This window comes from Xanthomonas sp. XNM01, from assembly GCF_014851915.1.
Lineage (GTDB): Bacteria > Pseudomonadota > Gammaproteobacteria > Xanthomonadales > Xanthomonadaceae > Pseudoxanthomonas.
Genome location: NZ_JACVAP010000005.1, coordinates 192,884 through 205,572, shown reverse-complemented (window position 1 = coordinate 205,572; position 12,689 = coordinate 192,884). Strand labels below are relative to the sequence as shown.

General features: G+C 70.1%; 12 protein-coding genes. 2 read left to right on the top strand and 10 right to left on the bottom strand.

Features of this window, described 5'->3' with window-relative positions; all coding sequences use genetic code 11:
• Positions 1-99: 99 nt before the first annotated feature.
• A complete protein-coding gene (gene glnA / locus IB242_RS17570) occupies positions 100-1,509 on the bottom strand; it encodes a type I glutamate--ammonia ligase (protein WP_192282594.1) in 1,410 nt (469 codons plus the stop codon).
• Between the two features lie 222 nt (positions 1,510-1,731).
• Between glnA and IB242_RS17565 the strand changes: the two genes are divergently transcribed.
• Positions 1,732-2,526 carry an undecaprenyl-diphosphate phosphatase gene (locus IB242_RS17565; RefSeq protein WP_192282592.1) on the top strand — a complete coding sequence of 265 codons (795 nt, stop codon included), beginning with the start codon at positions 1,732-1,734 and terminating at the stop codon, positions 2,524-2,526.
• A 100-nt stretch (positions 2,527-2,626) separates the two neighbouring features.
• A complete protein-coding gene (locus tag IB242_RS17560; RefSeq protein WP_192282590.1) occupies positions 2,627-3,472 on the top strand; it encodes a DUF4377 domain-containing protein in 846 nt (281 codons plus the stop codon).
• A 340-nt stretch (positions 3,473-3,812) separates the two neighbouring features.
• Here the strand turns inward: IB242_RS17560 and IB242_RS17555 are convergent, their stop codons facing one another.
• From IB242_RS17555 to IB242_RS17515, 9 genes are all read right to left on the bottom strand, one after another.
• Entirely contained in the window at positions 3,813-4,430 is a 618-nt protein-coding gene (locus IB242_RS17555) for a YbhB/YbcL family Raf kinase inhibitor-like protein (RefSeq protein WP_192282588.1), read from the bottom strand.
• Between the two features lie 16 nt (positions 4,431-4,446).
• Positions 4,447-6,513, bottom strand: a complete 2,067-nt coding sequence (locus tag IB242_RS17550; RefSeq protein WP_192282586.1) for a tetratricopeptide repeat protein — start codon at positions 6,511-6,513, stop codon at positions 4,447-4,449.
• Between the two features lie 42 nt (positions 6,514-6,555).
• Positions 6,556-7,548 (bottom strand): alpha/beta fold hydrolase, encoded by a 993-nt coding sequence (locus tag IB242_RS17545; RefSeq protein ID WP_192282736.1) that lies wholly within the window; start codon positions 7,546-7,548, stop codon positions 6,556-6,558.
• 75 nt (positions 7,549-7,623) lie between these two features.
• Entirely contained in the window at positions 7,624-8,418 is a 795-nt protein-coding gene (locus tag IB242_RS17540; RefSeq protein WP_192282584.1) for a lysophospholipid acyltransferase family protein, read from the bottom strand.
• Between the two features lie 73 nt (positions 8,419-8,491).
• Positions 8,492-8,923 carry a hotdog fold thioesterase gene (locus tag IB242_RS17535; protein WP_192282582.1) on the bottom strand — a complete coding sequence of 144 codons (432 nt, stop codon included), beginning with the start codon at positions 8,921-8,923 and terminating at the stop codon, positions 8,492-8,494.
• A gap of 49 nt (positions 8,924-8,972) precedes the next feature.
• Positions 8,973-10,910 (bottom strand): phospholipase D family protein, encoded by a 1,938-nt coding sequence (locus tag IB242_RS17530; protein WP_192282580.1) that lies wholly within the window; start codon positions 10,908-10,910, stop codon positions 8,973-8,975.
• A complete protein-coding gene (locus tag IB242_RS17525; protein WP_192282578.1) occupies positions 10,907-11,485 on the bottom strand; it encodes a YceI family protein in 579 nt (192 codons plus the stop codon). The genes IB242_RS17530 and IB242_RS17525 overlap by 4 nt, the downstream gene beginning before the upstream one ends.
• Positions 11,486-11,489: 4 nt before the next feature.
• Positions 11,490-11,966 (bottom strand): histidine phosphatase family protein, encoded by a 477-nt coding sequence (locus IB242_RS17520; protein ID WP_192282576.1) that lies wholly within the window; start codon positions 11,964-11,966, stop codon positions 11,490-11,492.
• Positions 11,967-11,988: 22 nt separating this feature from the next.
• The gene (locus IB242_RS17515; RefSeq protein ID WP_192282574.1) at positions 11,989-12,621 is read right to left on the bottom strand and encodes a ParA family protein; all 633 of its coding nucleotides are present in this window, start codon (positions 12,619-12,621) and stop codon (positions 11,989-11,991) included.
• Positions 12,622-12,689: the final 68 nt, after the last annotated feature.

Below are 12,689 nucleotides of genomic sequence, written 5' to 3'. Positions count from 1 at the left end.
TCCCCTGTGCTGCTTCTCTCTCCCGCGGCCCGCACCGGCACCTGCCGCTGCGGACGTCGCATGGACGGCTCCCCAGCCGTCCATGCCTCACTCACGGCATCAGTTGCCGTAGTACAGCTGGTATTCCAGCGGGTGGGTGGCCGCGCGGAACTTGGTGACTTCCTGCATCTTCAGCGCGATGTAGCCGTCGATGAAATCGTCGGAGAACACGCCACCGGCCTTGAGGAAGTCGCGGTCGGCGTCCAGCGCCTCGAGCGCCTGGTCCAGGCTCGAGCACACCTTCGGGATCTCCTTCTCTTCTTCCGGCGGCAGGTCGTACAGGTCCTTGTCGCTCGGCGCGCCCGGGTCGATCTGGTTCTTGATGCCGTCCAGGCCGGCCATCATCAGCGCAGCGAAGGTCAGGTAGCCGGACTGCAGCGGATCGGGGAAGCGCATCTCGATGCGGCGCGCCTTCGGGTTGGACACCCACGGGATGCGGCACGAGGCCGACCGGTTGCGGGCCGAGTAGGCCAGCATCACCGGCGCCTCGAAGCCCGGGACCAGGCGCTTGTAGCTGTTGGTGCCGGCGTTGGTGAAGGCGTTGATCGCCTTGGCGTGCTTGAAGATGCCGCCGATGTACCACAGCGCCAGCTGCGACAGGCCGCCGTAGCCGTCGCCGGAGAACAGGTTCTTGCCGTCCTTGGCCAGCGACTGGTGCACGTGCATGCCGCTGCCGTTGTCGCCGACGATCGGCTTGGGCATGAAGGTGGCGGTCTTGCCGTTGCGGTGGGCGACGTTGCGGATCACGTACTTCATCCGCAGCAGCTCGTCGGCCTTCTTGACCAGGGTGCTGAACTTGGTGCCGATCTCGCACTGGCCGGCGGTCGCCACTTCGTGATGGTGGACCTCGACCTCGATGCCGACTTCTTCCAGGGTCTTGCACATCTCGGCGCGCAGGTCGTGCAGCGAGTCGGTCGGCGCGCACGGGAAGTAGCCGCCCTTCACGCCCGGACGGTAGCCGCTGTTGCCGCCTTCGTACTCGGTGCCGGTGTTCCACGCCGCTTCTTCGGATTCGATCTTGAAGAAGGTGTGGCCCATCTCGTTGGCGAAACGGATCGAATCGAAGATGAAGAATTCCGGCTCCGGACCGAAGAAGGCCAGGTCCGCGATGCCGGAGGACTTCAGGAAAGCCTCGGCGCGCTTGGCGATGCCGCGCGGGCAGCGGCCGTAGCCCTGCATGGTGGCCGGGTCGAGGATGTCGCAGGTGATGACCACGGTCGGATCGGCGGTGAACGGATCCAGGTAGGCGCTGTCGGCATCCGGCATCAGGACCATGTCCGACTCGTTGATGCCCTTCCAGCCCGAGATCGAGGAGCCGTCGAACATCTTGCCTTCCTCGAACAGCGCCGGCTCGACGATGTTGGCGGGGAAGGTCACGTGCTGCTCGACCCCGCGCATGTCCACGAAACGCAGGTCGACGTACTCGACCTTGTTGTCCTTGATCAGCTTCTCAACGGTTTCCACGGACATCGCTAACAACCTCGGGTTGATGGGTACGAACCCTGTAGCACGGCCCGTGCCAACTTTCCGGCATGCACAAGTCATTGATTTGAATGAATGATGCCGTTCGCTTTGGTGCCGATGCACCATCTTGGCGCACTCCATGCGGGCGCCGTACGCCCCACTTTGGTGCACATTGAAGTTCATGGACGCTGGCGTATGCTGGCCGCCGCCTTTCGCTGCCCCATCTCCATGCACGATCTGTTCGCGGCCCTGCTGCTCGGCATCCTCGAAGGACTGACCGAATTCCTGCCGGTGTCCAGTACCGGCCACCTGCTGATCGCCCAGCATTGGCTGGGCGAGCGCTCGGACTTCTTCAACATCGTGATCCAGGCCGGTGCGATCCTCGCCACCACCCTGGTGTTCCGCCGCCGCCTGTGGGGCCTGGCGACCGGCTGGAACGACCCGGTGCTGCGCGACTACGCGCTCAAGCTGTCGGTCGCGTTCCTGGTCACCGCCCTGGTCGGCCTGCCGGTGCGGCTGGCCGGCTGGGAGCTGCCGGAGACGGTGACCCCGGTGGCGATCGCGCTGATCCTGGGCGGCATCTGGATGCTGGCGGCCGAGCACTACGCCGGCAAGCTGCCAGACAGCGCGGTGATCACCTGGAAGGTCGCGATCGCGGTCGGCCTGGCGCAGGTGGTCGCCGGCGTGTTTCCCGGCACCTCGCGCTCGGCCACGACGATCTTCCTGGCGATGCTGCTGGGCCTGAGCCGGCGCTCGGCGGCAGCGGAGTTCGCATTCCTGGTCGGCATCCCGACCATGTTCGCCGCCAGCGGCTACGCCTTCCTGGAGCTGGCCGTGGATGGCACGCTCGGCGACGAGGCCTGGGGCGACGTCGCCGTGGCCTTCGTCGCCGCCACCATCACCGGCTTCATCGTGGTGCGCTGGCTGATGGGCTACATCAAGGCACACCGCTTCACCGGCTTCGCCCTCTACCGGATCGTGCTCGGCGCGCTGCTGTTGCTGCTGATGCCGGCCGGCAGCTGACCGCGGCCCGGCGTCGGCACCCGTTGGCAACCCCCTCCGGGCCGGTCGGCCGTTGGTCTCCCTGTCGGCACTGCGGTGCCAGTCCTGCGAGAAGACACCCATGAAGACGCTGCCCCCGTTTCCGTCGCTGCTCCTGCTGCTGCCGCTGGTCCTGACGGCCTGCGGTGGGTCCGGCGATCCGGCCCCCGCCACACCGCCGGCCGCCTCCGCCCCGGCAACGACAGCGGCCGTGCCCGCGGCCTCGACCGCCGCGACGGCCGCGCTGCTCGGCGGCCACCATTGGCGGCTGATCGAGGCCAGCGATCGCGCAGGCACGCGGATCGACGCGCTGCTGGTGCGGCCGGACGCGCCGGTGCAGCTGGATTTCGTCGACGGCCGCGTCGGGGTGTCCAATACCTGCAACCGGATGTCCGGCGCCTACACCCTGGACGGCGAACGGCTGACCACCGCAGCGATGGCCGCCACCCAGATGGCCTGCGCCGATCCGGCGATCAACGCGCTCGACGCCGCGGTCGGGCAGCGCCTGGAGGGCACCGTCACCGCGCAGATTTCTGCCGGCGAGCCGCCGCGCCTGACTCTGGTCACCGGCGCCGGCGAGCGCCTGGTCTTCGCCGGCCACCCCACCGCGGCCACGCGTTTCGGCGGCACACCCGAACGCCTGTTCCTGGAGGTGGCGGCCGAGACGAAGCCGTGCAGCCATCCGCTGATTCCCGACAGCCAGTGCCTGCAGGTGCGCGAGCTCCGCTACGACGACAACGGGCTGAAGGCCGGCGAGCCGGGCGACTGGCAGCATTTCTACGAGCCGATCGAGGGGTACACGCACGAAGCGGGCATCCGCAACGTGCTGCGCGTCGACCGCTACACCCGCACCGACGTGCCGGCCGACGCCTCGCGCCATGCCTACGTGCTCGACATGGTGGTGGAGTCGGAAAGCGTCCAGCGCTGAGCCGCTGCCGCGGGGAGAAGGAACCCCTGCTCTGCCGGTGCGCTCGTCACGTTTCGGCTGGCACGTCCGTGCAACGAGCGGGCCGGCGTGCGCACCGTGGATGCGCATGCCGGCGGTCATGCCGCTGCTGGACATCGGTGCGGTGGCAGCCGCTACCTGGCACACGCGACCCGAAGGCGGCCCATCGACGGCGACCGTCCTGCAGAACGCGCGCCGTCGCGCAGGTCGACGCGGTGCGCATCATCGCGTGATGCGGCATGCCCGAGCGCAGCCAGGAGCAGGCCGGCTGCGCCCCCATCGGCCGGGCATGCGCGGCGCCGCCGCGCGTGCCCGGCATCCATCACGCCGGCGACGCCGCCGGGTTGAGCGTGTAGGTCCCGTACACCGTCGCCTCGGCCAGCACATGGCCGTGCATCGCCGCGAACACGTCGGCCGCGGTGAAGCGCTCCGGCACCTCCAGCCGGTCCACATCCAGCGCGAACAGGCGGAAGAAGTAGCGGTGCAGGCGCAGGTCGTTGAACGGCGGATACGGACCGTCGTAGCCGCGGTACTCGCCCTGCAGGTCGGCGTTGCCGGCGAACCAGCCGGTGTAGTCGTTCAGGCCCTGGCGTGCGCCGGCAGGCCCGGCAGGCGCCTGCTTGCCGCGCGCAGTGAAGCCAGCGCTGCAGCTGCCCGCGGCGATCGTGCGCAGGTCGGCCGGCAGATCGACGACGGTCCAGTGCACGAAGTCGCCGCGCGGCTGCTCGACCGGGATCTGCAGGTCGTCGCGGCCGACCGTCTCGGGCACCGTCGGCGCGTCCGGATCGATGCACAGCAGCGCGAACGAGCGGGTCCCGGCCGGGACCTCGTCCCAGGCCAGGTGCGGGTTGCGGTTGCCGGCGAAGCCGTCGGGACCACCGGCGGCGAATTCGGCCGCGATCGGGCCGCGGGGTTCGAAACTGTCGCTCCAGATATGCATGGTCTTCTCCTCGGAATCAGGTATCGGAATAGCCGAGCCGCACCGCGACCGGCGTCAGCACGGCGAACGCATCGCCCAGCTCGGCGCCGTAGGCGCGCCAGCGACCGGGCGGCAGGCGCCGCTGTGGCGGGAGCGCCGGCACGTCCGGCACTCCGGCACCCAGCACTTCGGCCAGCTGGTTGATCAGCAGCTGCGGATGCAGCAGCGATTCGTCGACGCGCAGGATCGTCACTGGATACGCGCCGCACTGCTCCAGATCGACCAGCTGGGTCAGCGCCTGCGACAGCCAGTGCGCCGCCGCTGGCGGCTCACCGGGAGCCAACGGCAGTGGGCTGCCGAAGGCCAGCCAGTCGAGCAGCATGTCGCGCGGATCACGAATCGCAGTCAGCAGGCGACCGGTGGGGAGCCCCTCGCGCAGCACCGGCACCAGCGCATTGTCCCACCAGGGCAGCCAGTCGATGACGTGATCGCTGGACGCGCCACGCGCGCGCAGACCATCGCGCCACTGCGCCAGCACCTCGTCACCACGCAGCATCCCATCCACCAGGCGTTGCGCGGTTTCCTTCCATTGCAGGGGGTCGGCAGGAGACGACGGGCCGAAGCGGTCGACCAGTACCGGCGCCCCCAGGCGACCCATGACATCGGCCAGCCGCTCGATGCCCGACCCCGGAGCGCCCCACAGCAGCAAGGTACGCGTCGGCCCCGACATTGCCTCTGCCGGGGCAGATCCGGCCATGTCGGCACGCGTGATCGTCGGCAATGCCATCCGCTGTCCCAGCGGCTCGCGATGCTGCGCGGCCCAGATGCGTACCGCATCCGCGGTACGTGCGTGCCGGTCCAGCAGCCAGCCTTTCCAGCTGCGGAGATCGTGCACGCCGTCGGCCAAGGTACCGGCGATCAGCGCATCCGCACGTTCCATCGCGGCATCCGGCTCGGCGGCCATCATCGATTCGACGATGACCTGTTCGGCCACTACATGGCGGGGGTCGAGCGCGACCAGTGCACGTGCGAAACGCTCCGACTCCGACGCGTCGCCTGCGTGACCGGCGCACATCAGGCCAGCCTCCAGTGCAGGCCCATGCTCGGGCATCGCCGTATTCCAGCGCCGCACCACGTCCAGCGCCGCGGAGCTTCCCGGCACTTCGAGCAGCAGGCGCGTGGCCCAGAGGTCGGAAACCGTCGCATGCGTGGCCAGCGCAGCCTCAAGTGTTGCCTGCGCCTCCTGTCCACCCTCGAGACGCCAGACCGCCAGCAGCGTCTGGAGCACGCGGCGATCGCCCGGGTGCCGTGCCAGCAGGAGGCGGAGATGCAGCAGCGCCTGCGCGGTGCGGCCCGCCTGGAGTTCGTAGGACACCGCGACCAGGCGCAGTTCGTCCGCATCGCCGGCGTCTGCCTGCAGCAGCGGCCCCAGCAGATCGGCCGCTTCGGCCGGACGGCCCTGCAGCTGCGCCAGACGCGCGATCACCGCACGCACCGCATGTTGGTCGGGGCGCGCTTCCAGCAGACGCCGGAACGCCTGTTCGGCGAACGCCCAGTGCCGCTTCGCAAGATAGGCTGCACCCAGAATCGACAGCAATTGCGGATCGCTCCCGAGCGCCTCCATGTTCGATGTCGCCAGCTTCAGGGCACGGTCGACATCACCGCGTCGCAGCGCGATGGCCGCATCGATGGAGATCAACTGCGGATCGCCAGGGGCGATCCGGGTGGCGACCGTTCCAAGACGTTCGGCCTCGTCGACGTCGCCACGCGCAAGCGCGAGCTGCGCCTTGACCACATAGGCCGGGAACAGGTTGGGATCGAGCCCGAGGCTGTGAGCGAGCGCTGCCTGCGCATCATCGAGCTTTCTTACCCGGGCCAGAAGCGCGCCGCGCTGCAGATGCAGCCCGGCGTCGTCGGGCGCCAGTTCGATCGCACGGTCGATGCTGGCGAGGGCCTCCTCGCCAAGGCCGGCCTCCGCCAACACCATGCCCAGCCCGCGCAGTGCATCGACGCTGGTGGGTGCGGTATCGACCCAACCCCTCGCCGTGGCCAGCGCCTCGTCGATGGCGCCGCGCTGGAGGGCGTCGCGAACTCTGTCCTGCATCCGGGTTTTCCAAGCTGAAAACCCGCAGTGTAGCCTGCCCGCTCAACCCGCCGGCAAGGCCGCGCCCAGGCGCTCGGCGACCCAGCGTTCGGCGAAACCGTCGCCACGCAGGCTTTCGACGAAGGCGCAATGGCCGCCCCAGTGCGCGACCTCGAGCCGGGCCGCCTCCGGCAGCGTCCAGCTCCGGAAATGGTCGCAGGGGATCACCGGATCGTCCTCGGCCATCAGGATGTCGGCCGGCACCTGCAGCTCGCGCAGGCGTTCGCCGGCGATCGAGTAGCTGTCGAAGTAGGCGTCCAGGCTGGCGAAGCCGGCGTGGCGCTGCGCCAGCCAGCCCATCAGGCTGCGCATGTCCAACGCCAGTGTCGCATCGTCGTAGGCGTGCAGGTCCGGGAACAGCGCGCGCTTGCGCAGCAGCGAGCTGCGCCACTTGCGGCGGAAGTACCAGTCGTAGATCTGCGGCGCCTGCTCCATGCTCAGCATCGTCGCCGCCGGGTCGACCAGCGGGCAGACCGCGGCGATCCTGCGCAGCGGCAGGCCGGCCACCGCCGCGCGCAGGCCCAGCCGCAGCGCGAAGTTGCCGCCCAGCGAATAGCCGGCCACGACCAGGTCGTGGACGCGGAAGCGGCGCACCATGTCGGCCGCCGCATGCACGACCTCGTCGATGCGGTTGGAGTGGAACAGGTCGCGGTTGAGGTGGTGGGTGTCGCCGTGGTCGCGGAAATTGAGCCGGAACACGTCGAAGCCATCGGCCAGCAGGCGTGCGGCGGTCAGGCGCATGTAACCGGACTCGGCGCTGCCCTCCCAGCCGTGCAGCAGCAGTGCCATCCCGCGCGGCGTGCGCCCGGGCAGCGTGCTGTGCCACCCCTGCAGGCGGACATCGCCACCGCCGTCGAGGATGTGGTCGCTGGTCGAAGCGCCGAGTTCGGCCAGCGCCTGCAGGCCGCGCCGGCGCCGCAGGCTGCTCGACCCCAGCACCGATTGCAGGTGCGGGTTGCGCAGCAGACGTGGCGGCCGGTAGTCGGCGGCATTCAGCATGGGCGGCGTTCCGTGACGTAAGCCGTCATTACTGCACCGCACCACGCGCGCCGCAAGTGCCCGCCGTGCGGTTCAGCGTTCCATCACCGCCAGGATCCGTTCGCGCGACAGCTCGGCCATGCGTCGGCGTCCATCGAGTTCGCCCGGCGGGATCGGCGCCAGGAAGTGCACCTCGGTCAACCGCGCCGGCTCGCCGAGCAGGCGCAGGAAATTGGCGAAGAAGCTCTCCCGCGGGCCGAACGCGACCACGGTCTGCGCGCTGCCGTCGACGCCGTAACGCAACGCCACCGGCTGCACCGGCACCTGCGCCTCGACCGCCGCCTGGAAGATGCGCGCATGGAACGGACCGACCTCCTCGCCGCCGCGGGTGCGCCCTTCCGGGAACACGCCGACGCCCTTGCCTTCGCGCAGGCGCTGGACCATCTGCTCGAGCACGCCGGTGAGCGAGTCGGTGCTGCCGCGCTGGTGATAGATGGTCTGCCCCTGCGTGGCCAGCCAGCCGACCACCGGCCAGTCGGCGATCTCGCGCTTGGCCACGAACCCCATCATCCGCTGGCTGTGCAGCACCTCGATGTCGACCCAGCTGACGTGGTTGGCGACGAACAGGGCGGCACCCTGCAGCGGCGTTCCGAACCGCCGCAGGCGGAACCCGAAGATCCACATCAGCCCGCTCGACCACGCCCTGACCGCGCGGTCGGCAAGCCGCTCGTCGCCGACCTGGCGTGCGGCCAGTGGCGGCAGCAGGCACAGCAGCGTCAACGGCAGGCAGACCAGCAGGTGCAGCGCCAGCAGCGGCAGGCGGAGCAGATAGCGCAGCGGACGCATGACGCCGCCAGCGGTGGCGGCGCGGGTGGGGGGCTGGTTCATGGGCACGCACGATACCGGATGGCCGACGGCTTGCGTATCGGCCATGTCCCCACGCGGCGCCGGCGCGGCGCGGTCAGGCCGCACCGGCCATCGGCACCACCGCCAGGGTCAGCCGCGACACGCAGGTCGGGCGGCCGCGCGCATCCTCGATGCGGATGTCCCAGACCTGGGTGCTGCGGCCGACGTGCACCGCGCGCGCGGTGCCGGTGACGATGCCCTCGTGCACCGCACGCAGGTGGTTGGCATTGATCTCCAGGCCCACCGCCATCCGCTCGCGCGTATCCAGGCACAGGTTGCCGGCGCTGCTGCCCAGGGTCTCGGCCAGCACCACCGACGCGCCGCCATGCAGCAGGCCGTACGGCTGGCGGGTGCGCGGATCGACCGGCATCGTCGCGCGCAGCCAGTCGCTGCCGGCTTCGGTGAAGACGATGCCCAGATGCTCGATCAGCGTCCCCTGCGAGAGGCGGTTGAGGTCGTCGACGGAAACGGGAGCGAGAAAGGCCATCGCGAAGATCCGGGAAGCGGCGAGCCGGGGATTATCGCCCAACGCCGCGCTACAGGATCGGCACCAGTCCCGCACCGAACGCGGTCAGCATCCGGGTGAACAGGGTCTTGGGCCCCATCCGCACCTCGGGGAAATCGCCGACCGGCTGGTAGCACTGGTGGAACCGCGGATCGCGGCGCGGCAGCGGCTGCGGACAGTCCGGGCCGGGCACGAACGCGTAGTTGGTGGCATAGCGCCATGGCCAGATGTCGAGCACCGGCGAGGCCTCCAGCACCTTGCCCATGCTGTAGTTCAGCCCCGACAGCACCGGCGGCTTGACCCGCGGCGCGATCGTCCAGGAGTTGCCCGGCGCGATGTCGCGCTCGATGCTGGCCGCCAGCGCCTGCGCGAACGCCGGATCCTCGATCACCACCACCGCCTCGGTGTTGTAGTTCTCGCTGCGCGGATCGAAGTTGTGGGTGCCGATGATGCCGATCCGGCGGTCGATCACCAGCGACTTGGCGTGCAGGCCCATGCGCGGCCCATCGCGGGTCACCGGCACCGGCCGGTTCGCCGGCCGGCTGGCGCGCAGGAACGACGGCCGGGTCTCGGTGCGCAGCTTGTCCTGCACCTGGCGGTCCTCGCCACCACCGCTCCCGCGGCTGCCGCCCACGCTGCCGCCAGGCAGTTCGCTGCGCGCCACCCTCGACTCGCTCTCGTCGCCCGGCTGCCAGGCCGCCAGCGCCTGGTCGACCGGCGGATCCTCGGGAAACGGCTTGTACTCGAAGATGTCGAACCCCAGCTCGCGCACGTGCCGGCGTTTGTACTTGTAGGTCAGCGCATAGACGATCGGGTTGTCGGTGGCCGCCAGGCTGTTGGTGGACACCCGGACCCGTGGCGCCGACTCGCGCGCGCGCAGCTGCCCGAACAGCGCGCGGGCATGGTCGGACAGCACCAGGTAGGGCGTCTGCAGCAGGATCTCGTCCTGCGCCTGCGCGATCAGTTCGCCCAGCCCGGCCGATCCGGCATTCTCCGGGGTCGGGTCGTCATGGTGCTTCTGCGGCAGGTCGGCCAGGTACTCGACCGCACCGACCGGCAGCGCATGCGCGACCAGGCGCTCGTGCACCACCTGCGGATCGCTGGCCAGCGCCGACATCCGCGCCAGCCGGCCCGGGCGGCGCGGCGTCGCCTCTGGCATGGCCGGCACGCCGGAGTCCAGCAGCAGCCGGCCGATGTCGCGCAGGCGTTCGACCGGCACGCTGCGCGGGTCGTTCCAGTAGGCGTCGAAGTTGCGCTCCATCGCATGCACTTCCGGCCCTGCCACCAGTACGTCGCGGTCGCGGAAGTTGTACTCGCCGTCCCAGTCGTAATAGTCGTCCTGGTAGTTGCGCCCGCCCGCGATGCCGATCGCGTCGTCGACCACCAGCAGCTTGTTGTGCATGCGCTGGTTGAACCGGCGGAAACAGCAGAGCACGCTGGCCGAGTAATGCAGGTAGTTCGGCGTGGCCAGGTCGAAGGTCGGGTTGTAGATCCGCAGTTCGAGATTGCGGTGCGTGCCGGCCAGAGCGCCGAGGATCTTCAGGTCGGCGATCGCCGACAGCTGGTCGATCAGCAGCCGCACGCGCACGCCGCGCCGTGCCGCGGCGATCAGTTCGTCCAGCACCAGGCGGGCGCTGTCGTCCTTGTCGAAGATGTAGGTCTGCAGGTCGATCCGGCGGGTCGCGCTGCGGATCACGTTCAGCCGCGCCAGCAGCGCGTCGCCGCCCTCGTCCAGGATCAGCGCGTAATGCCGCGGCTGGGCGGTGGTCGAATCGGCGAAGGCCTGCCCGGCCAGGGTGCGCAGCGGCGAGCGCTCGGCGCAGCGGTCGGCGCGATCGCAGGTCAGCGCGGTCTCGCGCGCCTCGACCGCGATCGCGACCGCACGCTCGCGCTCGGCCGTCGACAGGGTGCTGCACGCACCGGCCAGCAATGGCGCCAGCAGCACCAGGACGCGGAGGATCGGGTTCACGGCGTCGCGCGCTCCGCCAGCCGTACCTGCATCACGAAGCGCACGCGCTCGGACAGCGCCAGCTGCCAGTCGTCCATGCCGTAGCGGCTGCGGCGGATGTCGCCTTCGACCACCACGTCGCAGTCGTGGCCGGGCCGCGCGCAGGTCGCAGGCTGCATGTCCAGGGTTTCCTCCTTGTGGATGCCGCGCAGGGTCAGGGTGCCGCGCAGTTCGCCGCCGGTGCGCAGCAGCGTGGCCGGATACGGGTCGGAGACGAACTCCATCCACGGATGGCGGACCGTGTCGAAGAAGCGGTCGCTGCGCATCCAGTCGGTGTAACGCGGCCCGCGTGGAATCTCGGCCGCGGCCGTGGCGATGCGCAAGCGTACCCGATGCCGGCCGTCAGGCAAGGTGTCCACGCTGCCCTCGAAGCGCGGGAAGCGACCTTCCAGCCGCTGTCCCAGCCGGGTCCTGACCTCGAACCCGAGGGTGCTGCGGGTCTCGTCGATCCGCTCGACCGGCAGTGGCGCCGGCTCGGCCGAGGCCGCCGCAAGCCCCGGCAGCAGGGCGAGCCAGCAGGCCAGCGCGATCCGCATGGGATCAGGGCCACCAGAAGGCGTCGAGGCGTCCGATCCCCGGTTCGATCGCGGCCTGCGCCGGCAGCGACAGCACCACCACCGCAGCGGTGGGCATGCCGCGGTAGTCGCCGGACTGGCCGCTGTGCAGCAGCGCCACCAGCCGTTCCATGCCGGGATTGTGGCCGACCAGCAGCAGCCGCTCGACGTCCCGGTGGGCATCGACCAGCCCCATCAGCGTGCCGGGCGTGGCCTCGTAGATCGAGGGCTCCAGGCGCTGCTCGACGTAGCCGTTGATGTCGAGCACCGCTTCGAGGGTTTCGCGGGTACGCCGCGCCGGCGAGCACAGGATGCGGTCCGGCAGCAGGCCCTGCTCGGCCAGCCAGCGCCCGGCCGCCTCGGCCTCGGCCAGCCCCTGCGGCGACAGCGGGCGGTCCAGGTCGGCCTGGCCGGGACCGGCGGGTTCGGCATTGGCGTGGCGCAGCAGGATCAGTTGACGCATGCAGGTTCTCCGAGAAATCGTGTCAGGCCCTGGCGAGCCATTTCAGCAAGGGCTCCCAGTCCGCCTGATGATCGCGCACGTGGGCCGACTGATAGTCGAACAGACTGCGCCCCAGGCCGACAAGCACCACGTACGCCTGGGTGTCGCGCAGTTGGGCCACGACCGGGTATGGCCAGGTCCTGAGCATCTCCAGCGCCTGCTGGGACGCGTTGGTCCAGGGCTTGGTCCGGTTCAGCACCAGCCCGACCGGCAGCTTGCGCGCATGCACGCGCTGCACCTTGGCCAGGGTGTTGAGGAAGCCGACCGTGGCCTCGATGTCCAGCGCCGACGGCTGGACCGGCACGACGATCGCGTCGGCATGTTCGATGAAGTGCTCCAGGTCCTCGGCCAGCGCGCCGGCGGGCGCATCGATGACCACCTGGTCGGCGTCGTCCGGCAGCCAGGTCCGCCAGGCGCGCCGGCGGCTGGCGTCGATCGGCAGGACCGCGCTGTCCAGGGCGGCCCGGCGTTCGGCCCAGCGGGTGGCCGAATGCTGCGGATCGGCGTCGGCCAGCACCGTGCGTCGGCCCTGCAGCGCGGAGTGCGCCGCCAGATGGGTGGCGATGGTGGTCTTGCCCACCCCGCCCTTGGAACCGGCCACCAGGATCGTCTTCATCTACGGGTTCTCCGGACAGGCTGGGCGCAGGGTACACCGCGGCCGGTGAGGGCGGTAGGAAGGCCGGC